At 60.9% G+C, this 22768-nt stretch carries 19 protein-coding genes; 5 read left to right on the top strand and 14 right to left on the bottom strand.

The window, feature by feature from the left end; all coding sequences use genetic code 11:
* Positions 1 to 134: 134 nt before the first annotated feature.
* From BK665_RS02615 to BK665_RS02560, 11 genes are all read right to left on the bottom strand, one after another.
* A complete protein-coding gene (locus BK665_RS02615; protein WP_123402712.1) occupies positions 135 to 779 on the bottom strand; it encodes a methionine ABC transporter permease in 645 nt (214 codons plus the stop codon).
* On the bottom strand, positions 769 to 1890 hold the full coding sequence (locus BK665_RS02610) for a methionine ABC transporter ATP-binding protein (RefSeq protein WP_123402711.1): 1122 nt from the start codon (positions 1888 to 1890) through the stop codon (positions 769 to 771). Before BK665_RS02610 ends, BK665_RS02615 begins: the two co-directional genes overlap by 11 nt.
* A gap of 2 nt (positions 1891 to 1892) precedes the next feature.
* Positions 1893 to 2702, bottom strand: coding sequence for a MetQ/NlpA family ABC transporter substrate-binding protein (locus tag BK665_RS02605; protein WP_123402710.1), 810 nt, complete (start codon positions 2700 to 2702; stop codon positions 1893 to 1895).
* Positions 2703 to 2819: 117 nt separating this feature from the next.
* Positions 2820 to 4178, bottom strand: a complete 1359-nt coding sequence (locus BK665_RS02600; RefSeq protein WP_123402709.1) for an LLM class flavin-dependent oxidoreductase — start codon at positions 4176 to 4178, stop codon at positions 2820 to 2822.
* Complete coding sequence (locus tag BK665_RS02595; RefSeq protein WP_123402708.1) at positions 4178 to 5371, bottom strand: SfnB family sulfur acquisition oxidoreductase; 1194 nt, start codon at positions 5369 to 5371, stop codon at positions 4178 to 4180. Before BK665_RS02595 ends, BK665_RS02600 begins: the two co-directional genes overlap by 1 nt.
* Before the next feature lie 23 nt (positions 5372 to 5394).
* Positions 5395 to 6636: an SfnB family sulfur acquisition oxidoreductase gene (locus BK665_RS02590; RefSeq protein ID WP_123402707.1), complete on the bottom strand. Its 1242-nt coding sequence runs from the start codon at positions 6634 to 6636 to the stop codon at positions 5395 to 5397.
* A 389-nt stretch (positions 6637 to 7025) separates the two neighbouring features.
* Positions 7026 to 7790: a hypothetical protein gene (locus BK665_RS02580; RefSeq protein WP_123402706.1), complete on the bottom strand. Its 765-nt coding sequence runs from the start codon at positions 7788 to 7790 to the stop codon at positions 7026 to 7028.
* A 468-nt stretch (positions 7791 to 8258) separates the two neighbouring features.
* Positions 8259 to 9014: an L-cystine ABC transporter ATP-binding protein TcyN gene (tcyN, locus tag BK665_RS02575; protein WP_123402705.1), complete on the bottom strand. Its 756-nt coding sequence runs from the start codon at positions 9012 to 9014 to the stop codon at positions 8259 to 8261.
* A 3-nt stretch (positions 9015 to 9017) separates the two neighbouring features.
* Positions 9018 to 9683, bottom strand: coding sequence for a cystine ABC transporter permease (tcyL, locus tag BK665_RS02570; RefSeq protein WP_185076401.1), 666 nt, complete (start codon positions 9681 to 9683; stop codon positions 9018 to 9020).
* A complete protein-coding gene (gene tcyJ, locus BK665_RS02565; RefSeq protein WP_123402703.1) occupies positions 9683 to 10483 on the bottom strand; it encodes a cystine ABC transporter substrate-binding protein in 801 nt (266 codons plus the stop codon). The genes tcyL and tcyJ overlap by 1 nt, the downstream gene beginning before the upstream one ends.
* 313 nt (positions 10484 to 10796) lie before the next feature.
* Positions 10797 to 11789 (bottom strand): D-cysteine desulfhydrase, encoded by a 993-nt coding sequence (locus BK665_RS02560; RefSeq protein ID WP_123402702.1) that lies wholly within the window; start codon positions 11787 to 11789, stop codon positions 10797 to 10799.
* 190 nt (positions 11790 to 11979) lie between these two features.
* Here BK665_RS02560 and epsC point away from each other — a divergent pair, with 190 nt between their 5' ends.
* Together epsC and betT are read left to right on the top strand one after the other, a co-directional pair.
* Positions 11980 to 12906 (top strand): serine O-acetyltransferase EpsC, encoded by a 927-nt coding sequence (epsC, locus tag BK665_RS02555; RefSeq protein ID WP_123402701.1) that lies wholly within the window; start codon positions 11980 to 11982, stop codon positions 12904 to 12906.
* A gap of 388 nt (positions 12907 to 13294) precedes the next feature.
* Entirely contained in the window at positions 13295 to 15250 is a 1956-nt protein-coding gene (betT, locus tag BK665_RS02550) for a choline transporter BetT (protein WP_185076407.1), read from the top strand.
* Between the two features lie 17 nt (positions 15251 to 15267).
* On the opposite strand, the gene BK665_RS02545 is transcribed toward betT, so the two are convergent.
* Positions 15268 to 15525, bottom strand: a complete 258-nt coding sequence (locus BK665_RS02545; RefSeq protein WP_123402699.1) for a hypothetical protein — start codon at positions 15523 to 15525, stop codon at positions 15268 to 15270.
* Between the two features lie 128 nt (positions 15526 to 15653).
* Complete coding sequence (locus tag BK665_RS02540) at positions 15654 to 16694, bottom strand: LacI family DNA-binding transcriptional regulator (RefSeq protein WP_123402698.1); 1041 nt, start codon at positions 16692 to 16694, stop codon at positions 15654 to 15656.
* Positions 16695 to 16901: 207 nt separating this feature from the next.
* On the opposite strand from BK665_RS02540, the gene BK665_RS02535 reads away from it, so the two are divergent.
* The 3 genes from BK665_RS02535 (at position 16902) to mgrA (ending at position 21612) form a co-directional block, all read left to right on the top strand.
* Positions 16902 to 19148: a TonB-dependent receptor gene (locus BK665_RS02535; protein WP_123402697.1), complete on the top strand. Its 2247-nt coding sequence runs from the start codon at positions 16902 to 16904 to the stop codon at positions 19146 to 19148.
* A gap of 1 nt (position 19149) precedes the next feature.
* On the top strand, positions 19150 to 20469 hold the full coding sequence (locus BK665_RS02530; RefSeq protein ID WP_123402696.1) for an LLM class flavin-dependent oxidoreductase: 1320 nt from the start codon (positions 19150 to 19152) through the stop codon (positions 20467 to 20469).
* 105 nt (positions 20470 to 20574) lie between these two features.
* Positions 20575 to 21612 (top strand): L-glyceraldehyde 3-phosphate reductase, encoded by a 1038-nt coding sequence (gene mgrA / locus BK665_RS02525; protein WP_123402695.1) that lies wholly within the window; start codon positions 20575 to 20577, stop codon positions 21610 to 21612.
* A 262-nt stretch (positions 21613 to 21874) separates the two neighbouring features.
* Here the strand turns inward: mgrA and tauD are convergent, their stop codons facing one another.
* Entirely contained in the window at positions 21875 to 22717 is an 843-nt protein-coding gene (gene tauD, locus BK665_RS02515; protein ID WP_123402693.1) for a taurine dioxygenase, read from the bottom strand.
* Positions 22718 to 22768 lie beyond the last annotated feature (51 nt).

Raw genomic sequence — 22768 nt, 5'->3', positions numbered from 1 at the left:
CACTCTGATTTTCTTGTACGAAAACTTCCCTTCGCGGGTCGGTGATGACTTACGGCAGACGAGCTTTTGTGGCGAGGGGGTAAACTCCCTCGCCACAAAAGCCCCTTCACCCACAATAGGTGTTCGCAACTTGCCTAGCGTTTGTTGAGGCCCCGTGCGAGGCGATCGCCACCGAGTTGGATGATGGCCACCAACACCACCAACAACACAATCACCGTCAACATGATCTGGCTGTCAAAACGCTGATACCCGTACCGATACGCAATGTCCCCGAGCCCACCGGCACCAATCGCCCCGGCCATGGCGGACGAGTTGATCATCGTCACCAACGTAATGGTGAAACCGCCAACAATCCCCGGCAACGCCTCAGGCAACAGCACATGCCAAACGATATGCCAGCGCCGGCAACCCATGGCCTGCGCCGCTTCGATCAAGCCGTGATCAACCTCACGCAAACTCACTTCGGCAATCCGCGCAAAGAACGGCGTGGCGGCAATGGTCAGCGGAACGACGGCCGCCCAAACACCGTAAGTGGTGCCGACGATCAACCGCGTAAACGGAATCAGCGCCACCATCAAAATCAGAAACGGAATCGAGCGAAACAGGTTCACGAATGCGCCCAGCACGCGGTTCAGCGTTGGTGCTTCGTAGATCCCGCCCTTGGAACTGGTGACCAGAATCACCGCCATCGGAATCCCCACCAGCAATGCGATTAACGACGACACGCCCACCATCAGGAAGGTGTCGATAAAGCCCTGAAGCAAGCGATCAAACCACATAACCCAGCACCTCCACCTGTTGCGCCCAGTTGCCGGCGCGTTGACGCAGTTCCTCGGCGCCCAGGGCCGAACCGGCTACCGCCAACAGCAGTTGCCCAAGGGCATGCCCCTGAATCCGCTCCACGCCGCCCTGAAGCAACCGCACGCGACCCCCGAGGGCGGCGAACAATGCCGCCAGGTCCGGTTCATCCGTCGCGCTGCCCGTGAATTGCAAACGCAGCACGACGGCCGCCTCTGCGGATTGGGGTTGAGCGCGCAAGCGGCTTTGCAATTCTTCCGGCAAGGCGTGTTGCAGCGGCGCGAGCAAGGTCTTGCTGACCTCATGCTGCGGGTTGCCAAACACCTCCCACACCGGGCCTTGCTCAACGACGCGGCCGTGCTCAAGCACAACGACGCGGTCGCAGATATCGCGGATCACCGCCATTTCGTGGGTGATCAGGACGATGGTCAAACCGAGGCGCTGATTGATCTCGCGCAACAGGCCGAGGATCGATTGCGTGGTCTCAGGATCGAGTGCCGAGGTCGCTTCATCGCACAGCAAAATTTCCGGGTCATGCACCAAGGCGCGAGCGATGCCGACGCGTTGTTTCTGCCCGCCGGAAAGCTGCGCCGGATACGCCTTGTGCTTCTCTTGCAGGCCCACCAGTTCCAGCAGTTCACGAACCTTTTTTTCGCGCTTGTCCTTGGGCACACCGGCGACTTTCAGCGGCAGTTCAACGTTCTGCCAAACCGTCTTGGCCGACATCAGATTGAAGTGCTGAAAGATCATGCCAATGCGCCGACGCAGGGCCACCAAGCGGTCTTCATCGAAGTCACCGATGTCCACCTGATCGATCAATACTCGCCCGGTGCTCGGCTGTTCCAGGCGATTGATCGTGCGAATCAGCGATGACTTGCCGGCGCCACTGCGGCCGATGATGCCGAACACTTCACCGCGCTGGATCGCCAGGTCGATGCCGTGCAACGCCGCCACCGGACCTTGCTGGCCGTTGTAGGTTTTGCCCAGGCCGATGAAGCGCACGTGGGCGCGATTCAGGTCCGGGCGCAGTTCAGTCTGTTCGGCTTTCTGAGGCTCTGGAATATCCAGTCGCCGTTGGATCGCGGCCGTCATTTTCAGCTTTCCCAACCGGCTTGATAGAGCTTGCCGTGGGCTTTATCCAAAGCGGCGCGGACGGCCGGCGAATGCTGGTAGATGTCGACGAATTTGATCAGGCGCGGGTCGGTTTTGCTTTTTGGCTGGATCACGAACTGGATTACGTATTCCTTGTGGTCGAGGCCGTCGAACAGCAGCGCCGAGCCGGCATCGAAGGTTTTCGCCAGGCGGATATAGGCCGGGTAGCCCTGGACCAGGTCAGCGTCGTCGTAGGCACGAACCAGTTGCACGGCTTCGACCTGGAGGATTTTGATTTTCTTCGGGTTGGCGGTGATGTCTTCTTCGGTGGCCTTGTAGCCCACGCCTGGCTTGAGGGTGATCAAGCCTGCTTTAGCCAACAGTTGCAGACCGCGACCGCTGTTGATCGGGTCGTTGGCAATGGCGACGCTGGCGCCCTCTGGCAGCTCGTCGAAGCTTTTGTATTTCTTCGAGTAGAGGCCGACGTTGTTGATGATCCCCGGCGCGAACGGCACCAGGTCAAACCCGGCGGCAGCCTTGGCGTTTTCCAGGAACGGGATGTGCTGGAAGTAATTCACGTCGATGTCACCGGCGGCGAGGCTGACGTTTGGCGCGATCCAGTCGGTGAACTCCACCAGCTCGACTTTCAGGCCTTGTTTGGAGGCTTCTTCGACGGCGGCTTCCAGCGGGATGGCGAACGCGGCGGTGGTGCCGACTTTGAGCGGCGCTTCGGCGGCGAATACCGCCGAGCTGAACAGGCCGAGGGCCAGGGCCAGTGCTTTGACTGGGTGGGTTAGAAGTTTCTTGGTCATGATGGATTTCCAGTCAGTGCATAAATGTTGGGTGTTTGGGTCGGCCTCTTCGCGAGCAAGCCCGCTCCCACAGGGGAATGCATTCCAAATGTGGGAGCGGGCTTGCTCGCGAAGCTTCTAGCGGCGAAACGCGGAGCCCGTGTGTTGCTCCGGCAAATGCGCCTCACCGTGAAACAGCTTCTCGCGCAGGCTGCCGCTGTCGTAAGCGGTCTTGTACGACCCACGACGCTGCAACTCCGGAATCACCAGATCGATGAAATCCACATAGCTTTCCGGGGTAACGATCCGCGTCAGGTTGAAGCCATCCAGCCCGGTTTCGGCGATCCACGATTCCAGCTCATCCGCCACTTGCTCAGGCGAACCCACCACGGTGATGTAGCGGCCACCCAGGGCGTGTTGTTCGAGCAATTTGCGCCGGGTCCAGTCGTTGTTTTGCAGATTCTTGGTCGCCGACTGGATCGCGTTGCTCTTCACGTACTGGATCGGTTCGTCGATCTCGTACTGGGAAAAATCAATCGCAGTAGACGCCGAAAAATGCGCCACGCCGGCCTCGGCACTGGCGTAGCTCAGGTACTCGGCGTGCTTCTTCCAGGCAAGCTCTTCGGTGGCGCCGACGATCACGTTCAGGCCCATGAACACCTTGATGTCCTCAGGATTGCGCCCGGCCTCGACCGCACTGGCGCGGACCTTGTCCACTTGCACCTTGGTCGATGGTTTGTTCTGGCCGCTGATAAACACGCACTCGGCGTGACGCCCGGCGAACAGCAAGCCGCGATCGGAACTGCCGGCCTGGAACAGCACCGGCGTGCGCTGCGGCGACGGCTCGCAGAGGTGATAACCCTCGACCTGATAGAACTCGCCCTTGTGCTCGACCTTGTGCACTTTTTCCGGTTGGGCGTAGATCCGCTGCTTGGGATCGTTGAGCACCGCGCCGTCCTCCCAACTGCCTTCCCAGAGTTTGTAGAGCACCTCCAGGTATTCGTCGGCCTGGTCGTAGCGGCGGTCATGTTCGACTTGCTCGCTCAGGCCCATGGCCTTGGCGGCGCTGTCGAGGTAGCCGGTGACGATGTTCCAGCCGACGCGACCGCGACTCAAATGGTCGAGGGTCGACATGCGCCGGGCGAACAGATACGGCGGTTCGTAGGTCAGGTTGGCGGTGAGGCCGAAACCGAGATTCTTGGTGACGGCAGCCATCGCCGAAACCAACAGCAGCGGGTCGTTGACCGGCAACTGGATCGACTCTTTCAGCGGCACGTCCACCGAGTTCTGGTAGACGTCGTACACGCCAACGATGTCGGCGATGAACAACCCGTCAAACAGTCCGCGCTCCAGCAGTTGCGCCAGTTCGGTCCAGTATTCGATGGTTTTGTACTGGGTGGACGTGTCCCGTGGATGGGTCCACAAACCATGGTTGATGTGCCCGATGCAGTTCATGTTGAACGCATTGAGCAGGATCTTTTTCTTGGCGTCGGCCATCAGATGGTCCCCCGCAGCGGCGGGTTTTCATCATTGAGGTAGTAATTGCCCACCGCGTGATACTTCCAGCGCACCGGGTCGTGCAGGGTGTGCACCCGGGCGTTGCGCCAGTGACGATCCAGACCGTGTTCGATCAGGGTGGCCTGGCTGCCGGCCAGTTCGAATAGCGTAGTGCCGGCGGCGAGGGAGATTTCGGTGCTGATGGCCCGGGCTTCGGCGACGGCAATCGACGCGGCGGCGACGGTCTCGGCGTTCATGTTGGCCTGGGCCTTGTCGAGGAATTCGCCGGAGCGTTCCAGCAGGGCTTCCGTGGCGTGCAAGCGAATCGCCAGGTGGCCGAAGCTCTTGATGGTCAGCGGGTCATCGACGGCTTTTTCATGGGTGGCGTCGATCCACGGCCGGGTTTTGGTGCGCACGAAGTGCAGGGCATCTTCGTAAGCGGCGCGGGCGATACCGGTGTCGATGGCGGCGTGGAGAATCTGCGCCAGCGGGCCGACGGTGGTCGGGCGTTCGAAAGCGCTTTGGAACGGGATCACATCTTCGGCGGATACGTAGACGTCTTCAAACACCACCGAACCGCTGCCAGTGGTGCGCTGACCGAAACCGCTCCAGTCGTCGATCACGGTCAGGCCTTTGCTGTTGTGCGGCACGAAAGCCAGTTGCTGCACGCCGTTTTCGTCCACGACGGAAGTCGGAATGCGCTGGGCGTAAATCGCCCCGGTGGCGTAGAACTTGCGGCCATTAATGCGATAACCATCACCGTCGCGGGTGAGGCTGGTGACGCGGTCATGGGCGGTTTTGGTGCCGAGTTCGGCGAGGGCATTGCCGAAACGCTGACCGGCCAAAACTTCGGCGTAGAGGCGTTTTTTCTGCGCTTCGCTGCCGTTCACGCGGAGCACTTCGAGGGCGTAGAAATGGTTCTGCGGGATTTGCCCGAGGGAGCCGTCGGCCTGGGCGATCAGGGCAATGACTTTGGCCAGGGTGACGTTGGACACGCCAGCGCCGCCGTATTCCTTTGGCACGCTGATGCCCCAAAGGCCCGAGCGGGAAAACACTTCCAGTTCCGGGTGCGGCAAACGGCGTTCGCGGTCGCGCAGGGCGCTGTCGCGTTGGAAATCTTCGGCCAGGTCACTGGCGACGATCAGGGCTTGCTCATCGCTGGTTATGACCGCGACGTGGTGAGAAAGAGTCATGTGTTTCTCCAGAGGTCTGGTCGTTAAATCCAGGAATGGCGAGCCGGCAAAGTACCGTTCAGGTGGTAAGTGCCGACGGCGTAGTACTTCCAGCGCACCGGGTCGTGCAAGGTGTGCACGCGGGCGTTGCGCCAGTGACGGTCGAGGTTGAATTCGGCGAGGGTGGCGCGGCTGCCGGCCAGTTCGAAGAGCTTTTCGCTGGCCAGCAACGAGATCTCTGTGGTCAGCACTTTGGCTTCGGCCACGGCAATCGAAGCGCGGGCGGCGGATTCGGCGGTGAGCGGCGCGGCGTTGACTTGATCGAGCACTTGCCCGGCCTTGCGCAGTAGCGCTTCGGCGGCGTGCAGTTCGATCTTCAATTTGCCGATGTCGGCGATCACATACAGATCGTCGCTGGCCCGTTCGACCTTGGCGTCGATCCATGGACGGGCGCGGGTTTTCACAAATTCGATGGCGTCGTCGATGGCGCCGCGAGCGATGCCGGCGTCGATGGCCGCTTGAATCAATTGCGAGACGGCGCCCTGGATATTCGGGCTGTCGTTGATCTTCCAGTTATCCACCACCAGCTCGGCGTCGACCCGCACGTTGTTGAGCAAAATGGTGCCGCTGGCGGTGGTGCGCTGGCCGAAACCCGACCAGTCATCGACGATGCGCAGCCCCGGCGTGCCACGACGGACGAAGGCCAGCACTTGCTTGCCGTCGTCGTTCAGCGCCTTGACCGCGACCCAGTGGGCGAACAGCGCGCCGGTGGAGTAGAACTTCTGGCCGCTGATGACAAAACCGTCGCCATCCGCCGTGATCCGCGCCTTGAGTTCCAGGGTGTTTTTGGTGCCGCGTTCCGGCCCGGCATTGCCGATGCGCCAGCCTTCGAGCACGCTTTTGAATAGCTGTTTTTTCTGCGATTCAGTCGCGCTGCCGAGCACCAGGTTCAGGATGCCGAACTGGTTCTGCGGGATCTGCCCCAGCGCCGGGTCGGCCGCAGAAATAATCGCGAACACATCAGCGATGGTGACGAACGAAACCTGCGGGCCGCCGTACTCGCGCGGAATGGCAATGCTGCCCAGGCCGCTACGGGTGAACTGTTCGATTTCCGACCACGGCAACTTGCGCTGCTGGTCACGTTTGGCCGCTTGCAGACGGGCGGTTTGCGCCAGCTCATGGGCAGCCTTGATGGCTTGTGCGTCGTTGCGCAATACCTGCGCGGGCAACAACAGGGGGGCGATATCCAGGTCACTCTGGATAGTGGCTTCTGCCAGACTGGACATCAGTGCCGCTCCTTGGCTGCACGCAATGCCCTGGCGATCTGCACTGGGGTGATTGTGTTCCGGACCATACCTACCTCACATTTCATGAAAAACGCCGCGATGGTGGCGGCGAACGAAAAACAAGAATGTCCGGTGGTCCGGTGTATATACCCTAAGCGTGTGTAAATAATTAATAAACTAACTTTTGGGAATATGCATAGAAGGGCGTCTGTCCGCAGGGCAACAGTTGTTTGTGGAGCAACAGCTGAACCTGAATAGGCCCCCCTGTGTGGGAGCGGGCCCCCTGTGGGAGCGGGCTTGCTCGCGAAAGCGGTGTGTCATTCAACATTGATGTCGACTGACACGGCCTCTTCGCGAGCAAGCCCGCTCCCACAGGGTTGGTGGTGGTTTTACTTTTTGCGGGATTCGGCGGCTTTGAGTTCTTCTTTCAACGGCACTTTCAGGTAGGGGTTGGCGCAGCCGATCCTCAACATTCGCGGCGGTGCCCAGCGTGAGTTGTTGCCCACGCGGTCGAGGATGCAGTAGGTCACTTCCAGCCTCAGGTCTTCGCCCGCTTCGAGAATGATCGCTGGCGGCACCCAGACCTGGATCGGCTGACCGATGTCGTTCGCCTCGAGTTTGGGCAGGTCCATGCGCACATCGCCCCACCGCAGGGTGATTTCGTCGTCGACGGCCATGTTCAGGTAAGGCTCGATGGTCAGCGGCACACCACGTTTGATCTGGTTCGGGTTGACGCCATGGCGGCGGATGGTCTCGGGCAAATTCACCGGGGCCAGGCCCTGGTTTTCGTCGCCGGACACGGCCGGCGACTGGCCGCCCGGGCAATCGAGCTTGATCTGCACCCGGGTCGTCAGTGACAGCGCCGGGTCTTGTCCGACCTGCATGACGCGGTAGTGCACGTGTGAGGTGCCATTGATGACAAAGCTCTCGGGCACTCGCAGTTGCACAGGTTGATTGATGTCGTCGACGATCAGGGCTTTTGAGGCCACGTAGCAGTTGTCCCAGTACAGTTCGATCAGGTCGCCTTCGTCCATGCCGGGGTAAGGCGCGACGGCGATCAGCAAGTGGGCGGCCGAGGTGATGTTGATGCCGCTCCTGTGAGATTGCGCCAGGGTCGGGGCCGCAAGTTCGGGTTTGTTCGAGATGCTCGTCATGGGTTTCTCCTTGAAGCCTTGCAGCGAAGTCCGTTTCTGGAAGTTCAATAGGCGTGAATCACCGGGCAACAAAAAGTTCGTGTTAATAACGAATGAGTCGGGATGATTGGCGCCTGTTGCAGACTAGATAAGAGTGCGCCGGAATAGGTGTCAATAGAGTTTGTTAGTTGGGTGATGGATTCAGTGTTATTCAGAAAATTCCTACGCGACGCAGTTAATAAACGCCATCGTACTGTCGAACTTTACCCCGGTTTCTCCCGGTTTGACGTATCGGGTGCGCTGACCCATTGAACCGGGCGGTTCGGGTTAATGGCGTATTTTAGGCAGGAGGAATCTGTTGCAGAACATATATATGTACGGCAATCAGGCAGGCAAAGTTGTATAGGTGGATTCGAGAAGTGGGCGTTTTAACGCAGAAGGGAACTGTTACTTCCGTCCATGGAAGTTAACAAGATTTAAATCATTTTTTCAGTTGTGCGAGTTGTTGAGGAACTTGCTGAGAAACTGCCGGGTCCGTTCTTCTTTCGGATTGGCAAACAACGCCTTGGATTCGCCTTGCTCGACGATCACACCCTTGTCGAAAAACACCACGCGGTTCGCCACGTCCCGGGCAAAGCCCATTTCGTGAGTGACGATGACCATGGTGCGGTTCTCTTCGGCGAGGCTGCGGATGGTCGCCAGCACTTCACCGACCAACTCCGGGTCGAGCGCGGAAGTGGGTTCATCGAACAGGATGACTTCCGGCTCCATCGCCAGCGCCCGGGCAATCGCCACACGCTGTTGCTGGCCTCCGGAAAGGCGTCGCGGGTAAGCGTCTTCCTTGCCCGCCAGACCCACCCGGGCGAGCAGCTTTTTGCCCAGGGCAACGGCTTCGGCATGGGGGATTTTCTTCACCACGATCGGGCCTTCGATCACGTTCTCAAGGGCCGTGCGGTGCGGGAACAGGTTGAAGTTCTGGAACACGAAGCCCACGTGCTGGCGCAGACGTCGCACCAGGCCCTGCTGCTGGTTCAGCGGGCGGCTGCCATCGATTTCGATGTCGCCGACCTTGATCCGGCCGCTGGTGGGTTCTTCGAGGAAGTTCAGGCACCGCAGGAACGTGGTCTTGCCCGAGCCGCTGGGCCCGATGATCGCCACGACCTCGCCTTCCTTCACTTCCAGATCGATGCCGTTGAGCACCACTTGACCCTTGAACTGCTTTGTCAGTTTTTCCACGACAATCATGGGTCAGGACTCCTGGTCATGCCGATTGACCCGCTCTTCCAACTTGTTCTGCAGGTGCGAGAGCGCCGTGGCCAGAATCCAGTAGATGAGGGCGGCGGCAAGGTACATGGTGAAGACTTCGAAAGTCCGGGCGGTGATCAACTGTGCCTGACGGAACAGTTCCGGCACCTGGATGGTGGCGGCCAGCGCGGTGTCCTTGACCAGCGAAATGAAGCTGTTGCCCAGCGGCGGCAGGGCCGTGCGCATCGCTTGCGGCAGGATGGCCCGGCGCAGGGTCTGCGCACGGGTCATGCCGATACTTGCGGCGGCTTCCCATTGGCCACGCTCGATGGAGCTGATCGCGGCACGCAGGATTTCGCAGGCGTAGGCGGCCATGTTCAGCGAGAAGCCGATCAGGGCGGCCGGCAGCGGATCAAGTTCGACGCCCAATTGCGGCAAGCCGTAATAGATCACGAACAGTTGCACCAGCAACGGCGTGCCGCGAAAGAACGACACGTAGATGCGGGCCAGCCAACTGATCGATTTGAACCGCGACAGGCGCATCAACGCCAGGCCGAAACCCATCACCAGGCCGAAGAACATTCCGCCCAGGCTCAGAATCACCGTGTAGTACGCGCCCTTGAGCAGGAAGGGCGCGGAGTCCAGTGCGAGTTGGAAAGCTTCTTCCATTATTTAGTGACGTCAGTCTGGAAGTATTTTTCCGAGATCTTGGCCAGGGTGCCGTCGGCACGCAGCTCGTCGAGGGCCTTGTTCACTGCAGCCAGCAGTTCTGGCTCGCCTTTGCGCAGGGCAATACCGGATTCCTGACGGGAGAATGCCTGGCCGGCAGCCACGGTTTTCGGTGCTTTCTTGGCGTATTCAAGCGCCGCCAGACGGTCGATCAGGATGGCATCGGTACGGCCATTGTTCAGGTCGGCGAACTTGGTCGGATCATCGTCGTAGGTGCGCACGTCAGCGCCCGGCACATTGGCCCGGACCCACTGTTCGTAGTTGGTGCCAAGGCCTACACCGACTTTCTTGCCAGTCAGGTCGGCGGCTGTCTTGATGTTCAGCGCGGCTTCCTTGCTCTTCAGCACCAGCGCCTGAATCCCGGAGATGGTGTACGGCTCGGAGAAGTCATACTTCTTCTTGCGCTCGTCGGAGATGGTCACCTGGTTGACCACCAGGTCCAGACGCTTGGATTCCAGAGCGGCGAGGATGCCGTCCCACTTGGTTGGCTGAATCTTGGCTTTAACACCCAGCTTTTTGGCCAGGGCTTCGGAGAGCTCGACTTCGAAGCCGGCCAGTTTGCCGTCGGCGTCGACGAAACTGAACGGTGGGTAAGTGCCTTCCAGGCCGACGTTGATCACGCCTGCGTCCTTGATTTTTTGCAGCTGCTCACCGGCAACCGCTTGCCCCAACAGGCCGGCGCTCAGTGCCAGGCCCAGCGAACCTACCAGCAGGTTGCGACGTAGTGCGGAAAAATTCATGACAAGCCCCTGTGTTTTCTTATGGAAGACGCTATTAGGAATGTTGGCAAAATCGGGATTTGAACGATTGCGATATCCTGCCCTAAAGCAGCTTATGCGTCTCGCGCCAAATTCGCCTGCGGCGCGACTATATGATGCTGGCGTTAGATAGGAAAATACTAAATATAGATTTTATTATTCTTTTGTGGAATATGTGATGCATGATCGTTCCCATGCTCTGCGTGGGAATGCCTCAAGGGACGCTCCGCGTTCCAATGGGACGCGGAGCGTCCCGGGCTGCATTCCCACGCGGAGCGTGGGAACGATCGGTCGACTACAGAAAGTCTTTGTAGGCAAACAACGCCGGCGCCCCGCCGGTGTGCAGGAAGATGATCGGGCCGTCATCAAAACGCCCACGGCCAATGCCATCGAGCAACCCGGCCATGGCCTTGCCGGTGTACACCGGATCGAGCAGCAACCCTTCCTGACTCGCCAGCAACTTCACCGCTGACAGCGTCCCGGCATTCGGCTCGCCATAACGTGGGCCGAAGTATTCGTCCCACAGTTCAACCTTGAAACGCTTCGGCAGGCTCACACCCAGCAGCTCCGCCGTGCGTTCGGCCAGGCCCTGGACTTTCGGCCGCTGATCTTCGTCGCTGCGGGACACCGTCACGCCAATCACGGGCAAATCCGGGAGTACTTCATTCAGTGCCAGCGCCAGGCCGCTGTGGGTCCCGGCGCTGCCCGATGCCAGGACCACGGCGGCAAAAGTCAGGCCGGTGTCCTTGATCTGTTCCGCCAGTTCCAGCCCGGCGCGCACATAGCCCAGCGCGCCCAAGGCATTCGAGCCGCCAATCGGCACCACGTATGGTTTCTTGCCGTTGTTGCGCAGGCGATCGGCCAGGGACTGGAGTTGGTCGTCAGCGTTATCGAGGTTTTCCACCAGCTCGACCTTGGCGTCGAACAGATCCAGTAACAGCCGATTGCCGTTGCCTACATAGTTGGCGTCGTCGGTGCCCAGCGGATTTTCCAGCAACGCCACGCAACTCAGGCCAAGCTTTGCCGCGATGGCGGCGGTCTGGCGTACATGGTTGGATTGCAGCGCGCCGGCGGTGATCAAGGTATCGGCGCCCTGGGCCAGTGCATCGGCGGCCAGGTATTCGAGTTTGCGCAACTTGTTGCCGCCCATGGCCAGCGGCGTCAGGTCATCGCGCTTGACGTACACATCGCGGCCCAGCCACGTCGACAGGCGTTCGAGTTTTTCCAGGGCGGTGGGATGGCCGAGCAGGTCGAGGCGGGTAAAGCGGGCAAGCGATTGTTTGATCATGGGTCCGTACTGGCGGTGGAGGATGACAGGACTATAGGCACGCCTATTTGCAGGGGCAACCGCCAATCGCTTATATCCGAATGTATTGATCACAGCACAATTGGTTCTTAATTCGGCTCCGAGCCCTTGCCGTAAAGTAATCGCCGTCAGCGCGGCCAGACAGTCCGGCCGCCCGTGTGGAGTTTTTACCGTGAGCGAGCGTTCCAGCCATTGGCAATTGCAGACCATCGTCAGCCAACTGCGCACGGCGCGGGATCAGTGGCGTGCCCAAAATGGCCGCGCCAGCGGCGAGCAGGGCGGTCGCGAGTTGCCGTCCCGGGCGGCGATGGCGGAGATTCTCGAAGCCCTGTGCGGTGCGTTGTTCCCGATGCGTTTGGGGCCGGTGGATTTGCGCGAAGAGAGTGAAGACTTCTACGTCGGCCACACCCTCGACGTCGCGTTGAACGCATTGTTGGCCCAGGCGCGGCTCGAACTGCGCTATGCCGCGCGCCACAGCGACCAGGCCGATACCGAGGTCGAGGCCAGGACCATTTCCATCATTCAAGACTTCGCCCTCGCCTTGCCGGGGCTGCGCAGCCTGCTCGATACCGACGTGCTGGCGGCCTATCACGGCGACCCGGCGGCCCGCAGTGTCGACGAAGTATTGCTGTGCTATCCGGGGATTCTGGCGGTGATTCACCATCGCCTCGCCCACCATTTGTACCGCGCCGGGTTGCCGCTGCTGGCGCGGATCAGCGCGGAAATCGCCCACTCGGCAACCGGCATCGACATTCATCCGGGTGCGCAGATCGGCCGCAGCTTCTTTATCGATCACGGGACGGGTGTGGTGATCGGTGAGACCGCGATCATCGGCGAGCGGGTGCGGATTTATCAGGCCGTGACCCTGGGCGCCAAGCGTTTCCCATCGGATGAGGACGGGCAGTTGCAGAAGGGCCATCCGCGGCATCCGATTGTCGAGGACGATGTGGTGATCTATGCCGGGGCAACGATTCTCGGGCGGATTACCATCGGCAAGGGCTCGACCATAGGCGGCAACGTGTGGTTGACCCGCAGCGTGCCGGCGGGGTGCAACCTGACCCAGGCGAATTTGCAGCATGATGATGGGACGCAGAAGTAAATCCCCCACCTGATCGTTCCCACGCTCTGCGTGGGAACGCCTCCACGGACGCTCCGCGTTCGGCTGTTGATGGGACGCGGAGCGTCCCGGGCTGCATTCCCACGCAGAGCGTGGGAACGATCTTTTGACACTGAACGAATCCCCCACCCCCCGCGTCATACCCTTCCTTGAGCTAGCGTACAGAACGTACCGCCGAGCCCTGGGATTAGTCCTTAGCACTCTATTCATGTTTAACTTGAACGCTCATTCAAGTTAAACCGCCGGTTTGCTGCCCGCTCACAACAGGAGGCTTGCCCTTGCCGAGTCCGTTTCTGATTGCCCTGTTTCATCCCCTTGAGGTGCGCTGTTCATGAGTGCACCGTCCACCATTCCAAGCGGCCAGGTCCGCATGAATCCGCCGGTGTTTTACTTTGCGGCGGGTTTCATTCTGTTGTTCGGCATCGTTGTCATGGCCTTCCCGAAACAGGCCGGTGCCTGGTTGCTGGAAGCGCAAAACTGGGCGGCCAATACGGTCGGCTGGTACTACATGCTCGCGATGACCCTGTATCTGGTCTTCGTGGTGGTCACCGCCTTGTCCGGCTACGGCAAGATCAAGCTCGGTGCCGACCACGACGAACCCGAATTCAGTTACCTGTCCTGGGCCGGCATGCTGTTCGCCGCCGGGATCAGCATCACGCTGTTTTTCTTTTGTGTGTCCGAACCGCTGACGCACCTGGCGCAGCCGCCCCAAGGCACCGCCGGCACGCCGGAAGCGGCGCGGCAGGCGATGCAGATTCTGTTTCTGCACTGGGGCCTGCACGGCTGGGGCGTGTTCGCTTTTGTCGGCATGGCCCTGGCTTACTTTGCCTACCGACATAACCTGCCGCTGGCCCTGCGTTCGGCGCTGTACCCGCTGATCGGCAAGCGCATCAACGGCCCGATCGGCTACGCAGTGGACGGCTTCGGCATCATCGCTACGGTGTTCGGCCTCGGCGCGGACATGGGCTTCGGCGTGTTGCACCTCAACTCGGGCCTGGACTACCTGTTCGGCATCGCTCACACCCACTGGATTCAGGTCGGCCTGATCACGTTGATGATGGGCGCGGCGATCATCGTAGCGGTGTCCGGCGTCGATAAAGGCGTGCGGGTGATGTCCGACATCAACATGCTGCTGGCCTGCGCGCTGCTGCTGTTCGTGTTGTTCGCCGGCCCGACGCAGCACCTGCTCAACACCTTGATCCAGAACATCGGCGACTACCTCGGCGCGCTGCCGATGAAGAGTTTCGACCTTTACGCCTACGACAAACCCAGTGACTGGCTCGGCGGTTGGACGGTGTTCTACTGGGCCTGGTGGATTGCATGGTCGCCGTTCGTGGGCCTGTTCATCGCCCGGATTTCCCGGGGCCGGACCATTCGCGAATTCGTCTTCGGCGTGCTGCTGATCCCGCTCGGTTTCACCCTGGCGTGGATGTCGATCTTCGGCAACAGCGCCATCGATCAGGTGCTCAATCACGGCATGACGGCGCTGGGTATGTCTGCCATCGATAACCCGTCGATGACCCTGTACCTGCTGCTAGAAACCTATCCGTGGAGCAAGACTGTGATTGCGGTCACGGTGTTCATCAGCTTCGTATTCTTCGTGACGTCCGCCGACTCCGGCACCGTGGTCCTCTCGACACTGTCCGCCAAGGGCGGCAACCCGGATGAAGACGGGCCGAAATGGCTGCGGGTGTTCTGGGGCGCGATGACCGCGCTGGTGACCAGTGCGCTGCTGTTCTCTGGCAGCATCGATGCGCTGAAGTCGGCGGTGGTGCTGACCTCATTGCCGTTCTCGATGATCCTGCTGCTGATGATGTGGGGGCTGCACAAGGCGTTCTACCTGGAGTCGCAGAAGCAGATCGCGCAGATGCATTCTCTGGCACCGGTGTCCGGTTCCAAGCGTGGCGGCTGGCGTCAGCGCTTGAGTCAGGCCGTGCATTTCCCGTCCCGGGATGAGGTCTATCGCTTCCTCGAAACCACGGTGCGTCCGGCGATTGAAGAAGTGACGGCGGTGTTTGTCGAGAAGGGCTTGAACGTGGTCGCTCAGCCCGATCCGGCGAACGACAGCGTCAGCCTGGAAATCGGTCATGGCGAGCAGCATCCGTTCATCTACCAGGTGCAGATGCGCGGCTACTTCACACCGTCCTTCGCCCGTGGCGGCATGGGTTCCAAGCAACTCAACAACCGTCGCTACTACCGGGCTGAAGTGCATTTGAGCGAGGGCAGTCAGGACTACGATCTAGTGGGTTACACCAAGGAACAGATCATCAACGACATCCTCGACCAGTACGAACGGCACATGCAGTTCCTGCACCTGGTTCGCTGACCGGGAGCCGGTGGCGCCTAGGCTCTGTTCAACACCATGAACAGAACCAGCGCCGCCACCGGCACGCTGAACACCACCGTACCGACCACCAGTTCCGAACTCACCGGCTGCCCGGCCGTGACCACCCCCACCGCGCCGTTAATCACCGTCAATGCCAGCCACAGGAAGACGAAACTGTAGGTCAGCGTCTGACGACTGAAGCCAACCCGCTCGCCGATATAAAGCATCAGCGCCAGCAGGACCAGGCCGAAGAAAATGATGATGGTGGTGTGCATGGGGTGTTCCGCCTGTTGGTTGTGTGTCGCCTGTCGGGCCGCAATCGCGAGCAAGCTCGCTCCCACAGTTGTACGTTGTTGTTCACCAGTTTAGTGGTCGCTGGAGATCCAGCGTGGGAGCGGCGGTGTCAGGCGCTCTCACGCTCAATCACCCGACACTCCAGCAGGTTCAAACGCTGCACTTCATCCTCCACCGGCAACACACCCAGACTCTCCAAAACCCTCGTCGCCGCGAGCACGCCGATTTCCAGGGCCGGTGGTTTGATGGTGCTCAAGCTCGGCAGCAGCATTTCGGCGAAGGGGTAATCGCCGAACCCCATCACCGCGCAGTCTTCGGGGATTTTCAGGCCCGCTCGTTGCCCGGCCAGCAAGCCACCGGCCGCCAGATTGTCGTTGGCGAAGATGATTGCATCGGGGCGGGGTGAGGCGTTCATCAAGGCTTCCATCGCCTGCTTGCCGGCCTCGAATGGCGCGCGATCCGCATCCGGGGCGAACACCCACGGTTGCAGCCCCAACTCGCGGACCGTCGCCGCGTAGCCATCGCGCCGCTCCAGCGCACTGAGGTCCCCCGGTGCGCTGTTCTGCACAAACGCAATTCGCCGATAGCCCTTGCCATGCAGATACCGCGCAGCCGTCACGCCCACTTCAAAATGCGAAAAACCAATCTGCAATGGCTCGCGCTCAGGTTGGTAATCCCAGGTTTCGATCACCGGGATATCGGCTTCGGCGATCATTTTTTCCGTGCCGGCGCTGTGGAAGTGGCTGGTCAGCACCAACGCCGCCGGCGACCAACCGAGGAAGGCCCGTACGGCGCTTTCTTCCTGTGCGGCGCTGAAGTAACTCGACGCCAGCAGCAGTTGATATCCATGGCGACTGAGGGTGTCGCTGAAGCCCTGGATGGTGTTGGCGAAGATCGGCCCGGAGATGTTCGGGATCACCATGCCGACGATCCTGCCCCGCGCTGACGCCAGCCCGCCGGCCACCAGGTTCGGCACATAACCCAGTTCCGCGACCACCGCCGCAATGCGCTCGCGCCGTTCAGGCGACACCTGTTCCGGTTGATTGAAATAACGCGACACGGTGATCGCCGAAACCCCGGCCTGCCGCGCCACGGTATTGAGCGTTACACGGCCGGCGCCACGGCGTTTGCGGGGTTTGTCTTCACTCAAGTGGCGATCCCTCTTAAAAACCAAAACGCATATAAAAGTAATTTTTCAGTATTGGACGGTCTATGTCCGGCTTGCCGATACTGGCGATGTTAGCGCTAACAAAGCGTTCTGTCTGCTACTCGCTCGAGCGAATGCCCAAGACACATTCACAGGCGCTGTCTTCGCAGAAGGGCGGCGGTTCAGGGCAATTTTTCGAGCGGGCAGACCATGCACAGCATTCCTGGGGAATCACACAAACTGGCGTTATCCATTCGCGCCGCCACACCACGCCGACCGCATCTGGGCTGGCTGCTCGCCGGGTTGACCGCGTTGCCTGTGCCCGGGGCTTTCGCCGCCGACAGCACGGACCAAGAGCCAACCCTCAAGTCCGTCACGGTCACCGCCACCCGCCGCGAAGAGTCGCTGCAGAAAGTCCCGGTGGCGGTATCGGTGCTCGATGGCGAGCAACTTGAGCGGGACAACCGCAACGGCGTCGCGAGCATCGTTCAGCAGGTGCCGTCGCTGAATTTCCGCACGGGTGCGTCGAACAAGGACACGTCACTGTTCGTGCGCGGCGTCGGCACCATTTCCACCTCGCCGGGCGTCGAGCCGACCGTGGCCACGGTGATCGATGGCGTGGTCTACGCCCGTCCGGGCCAGGCGACCCTCGACTTGCTGGACCTGGAACGCATCGAGGTCCTGCGCGGCCCTCAAGGCACGCTGTTCGGCAAGAACGCCTCGGCCGGTGTGCTCAACATCACCAGCAAGGCACCGACCGCCGAGACCCATGGCTACATCGATCAGTCCTACTACAGCGGCAACGAAAGCCGCACCCGGTTTGGCCTCGGCGGCAGCCTGATTCCGGACACGCTGAAGGGCTCGATCACCACGCTGTTCGGCAGCTACGACGGCAACGTCGATAACGAGCACAACGGCCAGGAGGTCAACGGCTACAACCACAAAGGCGTGCGCGGCAAACTCGAATTCACGCCGAATGACGACCTGAAGTTCACCTTGATTGCCGACTACATGCAGTCCCACGACGACGCGCCCAACGGCGTGGTCAGCAAGTCCCTGACCCCGGCGTTTGCCAATGCCTTGAGCCCGGTGCGGGCCTCCAGCGACAACCGCGACATCAACACCGACACTCGCACCCACGTCGATGACATCAACAAAGGCCTGTCCGGCCAGCTCGACTGGAACCTCGGCGATTACACCCTGACTTCGATCACCGCATGGCGCGGCTGGGACAACACGCAATATCAGGATGGCGACCGCCTCAGCACGGTGACGGCGGCGTTCCCCGGCACGGCCGACAAGGGTGATCTGTCCTTCGACCAATACTCCCAGGAGCTGCGCCTGGCCTCGCCGAAAGGTGAATTCCTGGAGTACGTCGGCGGCCTGTTCTACATGCACGGCAAGGATGAGGAAACCTATCAGCGCACGCTGACCACCCCGTCCAGCATCAACCGTGGCGTCGCCGATTACGGCACCACCAGCGACAGCTACGCCGTGTTCGGCGAAAGTACCCTCAACTTCACCTCGAACTTGCGTGGTATCGCCGGCCTGCGCTGGACCCACGACGATCTGGAATACGATCACCGCCGGGTTTCCACCTCGGCCACCACCGTCAGCGGCATTCAGCCGGGCACCAGCAGTTCCGGTTCGGTGGACGAGGACGGCTGGTCCGGGCGGCTCGGCGTGCAGTACGACTTGAGCGATACCGTCACCACGTACCTGACCTATTCGCGCGGCTACAAAGGCCCGGCCTACAACGTGTTCTTCAACATGCAGCCAAGGGATACCGAGGCTCTGAAACCGGAGACCTCCAACACCTGGGAGGCCGGGATCAAAGCCACCTCGTGGAACAATCGCCTGACCACCAACCTGGCGGTGTTCCACAGCGATTACGACAACTACCAAGCGAACTTCTTCGACACCGTCGCCGGGCAAGTGGTGACCCGTTTGATCAACGCCGGCAGCGTCAGCACCGAAGGCGTCGAACTCGATTACGCCTTGCAAGCGACCCAGCAACTGAAGTTCTCCGGCGCCCTGGCCTACACCCGTGCGCGCATCGACGAATTCGCCTGCCCGGCGGGCGCGGCGGCCTCGTGCAACGTCAACGGCAAGCCGCTGCCGTTCAGCCCGGACTGGAAAAGCTACGTGCGCGCCGACTACACAATCCCGCTGGATAACGGCCTGGATGTTGAATTCGGCACCGACTACAGCTGGCAAAGCGAGGTGCAGTACGACATCAGCCAGAACGTCGACACCAAGCAGGGCGCCTACGGTTTGTGGAACGCCAGCGTGGCCCTGGCCGACTACAGCAACGGCTGGCGCGTGGCGTTGCTGGGCAAGAACCTCGCCGACAAGTCCTACTCGCCGTTGCTGGCCAGCGGCGGCAACTACATCTACCGCGCCGTGCCACGGGACGATGAGCGCTACTTCGGTGTGCAACTGCGCAAGGACTTCTGACATGGCTCGACAGCTCAAGCTTGGCGCGTTCCTGATGGCTACCGGGCACCACGTTGCCGCCTGGCGGCATCCCGACGTACCCGCCGAGGCCGGACTAGACTTCGCCCACTACAAGCACCTGGCGCAGATTGCCGAAGCGGCGAAGTTCGACGCGTTGTTCATCGCCGACAGCCTGGCCGCTCCAACCGGAGCGATTGCCAGCCGCATGGCGCGCTCAGACCACTTTGAACCCCTGACGTTGCTGTCTGCATTGAGCGTCGTGACAGAGCGCATCGGGCTGATCGCCACGGCCACAACCAGCTATAACGAGCCGTACCACGTAGCACGAAAGTTCGCGTCTCTAGACCATCTTTCAGGGGGGCGCTCGGGGTGGAATCTGGTGACTTCGGACAATGCCGCCGAAGCGCAGAATTTCGGCCGCAGCGAGCATATCGGCCACGCCGACCGCTACCGCCGGGCTCGGGAGTTTCATCAGGTGGTCACCGGGTTGTGGGACAGTTGGGAAGATGATGCTTTCGTACGGGATAAGGCCAGCGGTACGTACTACCATCCGGAAAAAGTACACCTCCTCGATCACGTCGGTGAACACTTCAGGGTTAAAGGTCCGCTGAATGTGGCGCGCTCGCCCCAAGGGCAACCGGTGATTGTGCAGGCCGGCTCTTCCGAACTCGGTCGCGAGTTGGCGGCACAAACCGCCGAAGTGGTGTTCACCGCGCAGACCTCGTTGGCCAATGCCCAGGCGTTTTATGCCGACCTCAAGGGGCGCTTGAGTCGCTACGGTCGCAGTGCCGACTCGCTGAAAATCATGCCCGGTGTTTTTGTCGTGGTCGGGCAGACCGAAAGCGAAGCCCGGGAGAAATATGAAACGTTTCAGCAATTAGTCGAACCTGAGGTTGGCGTCGCATTACTTGGGCGTATGCTGGGCAACTTCGACTTGTCGAAGTACCCGCTGGACGGACCGCTGCCGGAGTTGCCACTGACCGAAAGCGGTCAGCAAAGCCGTCAAAAGCTGCTGACCGAACTGGCAGGCCGGGAAAACCTCAGCCTCGCCGAGTTGGGCCGCAAGATCGCCGGTGGCCGTGGGCATTACAGCCTGGTGGGCACACCGGCGCAGATTGCCGACCGCTTGCAGCAATGGTTCGAACAGGGCGCGGCGGATGGCTTCAACGTGCTCGTGCCGCACCTGCCGGGCGGGCTGGAAGACTTCGCCAACGGCGTGGTGCCGGAACTGCAACGGCGTGGGTTGTTCAGAACAGAGTACGAAGGCCGGACCTTGCGCCAGAACCTTGGGCTTGCCCGGCCAGGCAATAGATTTGCGTAACACCCTGTAGGAGCGAGGCTTGCCCGCGAAGGCAATCTTGAATACGCCTTCGCCAGCAAGCTTGGCTCCCACAGACTCCAGACAAAACAGACAAGAGAGGATTCGATGACTTACACCGCTGCCGAAAACCGCTATGACTCTATCCCGTACCGCCGCGTAGGCCGCAGCGGGCTGGTGCTGCCGGCACTGTCCCTGGGGCTGTGGCACAACTTCGGCGACAGCACGCCGATCGACACCCAGCGCTCGTTGCTGCGCACGGCGTTCGACCTGGGTATCAACCACTTCGACCTGGCCAACAACTACGGCCCGCCGTACGGCAGCGCCGAAATCAACTTCGGCCGCCTGCTGCGCGAAGACTTCAAGCAGTACCGCGACGAGCTGATCATCTCCAGCAAGGCCGGTTGGGACATGTGGCCAGGCCCTTACGGCCAGGGCGGCGGGTCGCGCAAATACGTGCTGGCCAGCCTCGACCAGAGCCTGCAACGCCTGGGCCTGGACTACGTGGACATCTTCTATTCCCACCGCTTCGACCCGGACACTCCACTGGAAGAAACCGCCAGCGCATTGGCCACTGCCGTGCAACAGGGCAAGGCGCTGTACATCGGCATCTCGTCCTACTCCGGGGTGAAAACCCGCGAAATGGCTGCACTGCTGCAAGAGTGGAAAGTGCCGCTGTTGATTCACCAACCGGCCTACAACCTGCTCAATCGCTGGGTGGAAAAAGACCTACTGGACGTCACCGACGAACTCGGCGCTGGCGTGATCGCCTTCACCCCGTTGGCCCAGGGCCTGCTGACCGACAAGTACCTCAACGGCATTCCAAAGGATGCGCGGGTTAATCGTCCGGGCGGTGGTTCGTTGCAGGAATCGCACCTGTCCGAAGCCAACATCGCCCACGTGCGCGGGCTCAACGAAATCGCCAAGCGCCGCGGCCAGAGCCTGGCGCAACTGGCGTTGGCCTGGACCCTGCGCGACCCACGCGTGACCTCGGCCCTGATCGGCGCAAGCCGGCCGGAGCAGATCATCGAAAACGTCGGAGCGCTGAAGAACCTGAGCTTTAGTGCGGAAGAACTGGCGGAGATTGACCGGTTTGCCCAGGAGGGCGGGATCAACCTTTGGGAGAAGCCTTCCACCGCTGAATGACTGAGCACTGATCGTTCCCACGCTCCGCGTTGGAATGCCTCCCGTGACGCTCTGCGTCACAGTGGACGCGGAGCGTCCATGGCTGCATTACCACGCAGAGCGTGGGAACGATCAACGGCTGAGTAAGTGTTCGCGCCGGATCTTTCGGCGCCTGTCATATCGCCTTCGCGAGCAAGCCCGCTCCCACATTTGGAACGCATTCCAAATGTGGGAGCGGGCTTGCTCGCGAAGGCATCAGCTCAGGCACTGCAGGCATTAGGGATTAGCGAAAAAACGGCACATCCCCCAACACCGTCGCCCGCTGCATCACCCGCCGCGCCGGGCGGTAGTCGTCCACCGCGTAATGCTGGGTCACGCGGTTGTCCCAGAACGCTATGTCATCCTTCTGCCAACGCCAGCGAATGGTGAATTCCGGCCGCGTGGCGTGTGCAAACAGCAGCTTCAAAATCGCCTCGCTTTCCGTCTCCGACAATTCATTGATCTTCGACGTAAACCCTTCATTGACGAACAACGACCGACGCCCGCTCACCGGATGCGTGCGGATCACCGGGTGTGACAGTGGTGGATTCTTGCGTCGGGCTTCTTCCCACTGCGCCAGCGCCTCAGGCGTGTTGCCGTAGCGTTCGAGCGGGAATGAACGGGTGAAATCGTGCGTCGCAGTCAGCCCTTCGAGCAAGGTTTTCATCGGCGCCGACAACGCCTCATACGCCGCAATCCCGCTGGCCCATAACGTGTCCCCGCCAAACTCCGGCAGCAACTTGGCGCTGAGCACCGCGCCCATGGCCGGGGTCGGCAGGAAGGTGACGTCGGTGTGCCAGATCGCGTTGTCGCGCACGTCGGTGACGGCGGTGTCGAGGATCAGCACTTCCGGTTGTTCCGGCACGTTTGGGTAGATCGGGTGAATGTGCAGGTCGCCGAAATTCGCGGCGAAACGTGCCTGTTGTTGCGGCGTGATCGGTTGATTGCGGAAGAACAACACCTGGTGCTTGAGCAGCGCTTGTTCGATGGCGTCACGCAGTTGCGCAGGCAGCGGCTGGCTGATGTCGACGCCGCTGATTTGCGCGCCGAGGGCCGAGCTGAGGGGGATGATGGTCAGGGTGCTCATGATCTTTCTCTTCAATCCTGGATGCCGAGCTTTTTGTGGGAGCGGGCTTGC

Source organism: Pseudomonas frederiksbergensis (assembly GCF_003732665.1).
GTDB lineage: Bacteria > Pseudomonadota > Gammaproteobacteria > Pseudomonadales > Pseudomonadaceae > Aquipseudomonas > Aquipseudomonas frederiksbergensis_G.
This window is presented reverse-complemented; position numbering and strand designations above follow the sequence as displayed.

What these genes read in the sequence shown, in the direction of transcription:
- tcyL (WP_185076401.1), bottom strand. Translation starts at nt 9,683, where the DNA reads ATGGAAGAAGCTTTCCAACTCGCACTGGACTCCGCGCCCTTCCTGCTC.
- BK665_RS02600 (WP_123402709.1), bottom strand. Translation starts at nt 4,178, where the DNA reads ATGGCCGACGCCAAGAAAAAGATCCTGCTCAATGCGTTCAACATGAAC.
- BK665_RS02535 (WP_123402697.1), top strand. Translation starts at nt 16,902, where the DNA reads ATGCACAGCATTCCTGGGGAATCACACAAACTGGCGTTATCCATTCGC.
- mgrA (WP_123402695.1), top strand. Translation starts at nt 20,575, where the DNA reads ATGACTTACACCGCTGCCGAAAACCGCTATGACTCTATCCCGTACCGC.
- tcyN (WP_123402705.1), bottom strand. Translation starts at nt 9,014, where the DNA reads ATGATTGTCGTGGAAAAACTGACAAAGCAGTTCAAGGGTCAAGTGGTG.
- BK665_RS02595 (WP_123402708.1), bottom strand. Translation starts at nt 5,371, where the DNA reads ATGACTCTTTCTCACCACGTCGCGGTCATAACCAGCGATGAGCAAGCC.
- BK665_RS02610 (WP_123402711.1), bottom strand. Translation starts at nt 1,890, where the DNA reads ATGACGGCCGCGATCCAACGGCGACTGGATATTCCAGAGCCTCAGAAA.
- BK665_RS02605 (WP_123402710.1), bottom strand. Translation starts at nt 2,702, where the DNA reads ATGACCAAGAAACTTCTAACCCACCCAGTCAAAGCACTGGCCCTGGCC.
- BK665_RS02580 (WP_123402706.1), bottom strand. Translation starts at nt 7,790, where the DNA reads ATGACGAGCATCTCGAACAAACCCGAACTTGCGGCCCCGACCCTGGCG.
- betT (WP_185076407.1), top strand. Translation starts at nt 13,295, where the DNA reads ATGAATCCGCCGGTGTTTTACTTTGCGGCGGGTTTCATTCTGTTGTTC.
- BK665_RS02545 (WP_123402699.1), bottom strand. Translation starts at nt 15,525, where the DNA reads ATGCACACCACCATCATCATTTTCTTCGGCCTGGTCCTGCTGGCGCTG.
- BK665_RS02560 (WP_123402702.1), bottom strand. Translation starts at nt 11,789, where the DNA reads ATGATCAAACAATCGCTTGCCCGCTTTACCCGCCTCGACCTGCTCGGC.
- BK665_RS02590 (WP_123402707.1), bottom strand. Translation starts at nt 6,636, where the DNA reads ATGTCCAGTCTGGCAGAAGCCACTATCCAGAGTGACCTGGATATCGCC.
- tcyJ (WP_123402703.1), bottom strand. Translation starts at nt 10,483, where the DNA reads ATGAATTTTTCCGCACTACGTCGCAACCTGCTGGTAGGTTCGCTGGGC.
- BK665_RS02530 (WP_123402696.1), top strand. Translation starts at nt 19,150, where the DNA reads ATGGCTCGACAGCTCAAGCTTGGCGCGTTCCTGATGGCTACCGGGCAC.
- tauD (WP_123402693.1), bottom strand. Translation starts at nt 22,717, where the DNA reads ATGAGCACCCTGACCATCATCCCCCTCAGCTCGGCCCTCGGCGCGCAA.
- BK665_RS02615 (WP_123402712.1), bottom strand. Translation starts at nt 779, where the DNA reads ATGTGGTTTGATCGCTTGCTTCAGGGCTTTATCGACACCTTCCTGATG.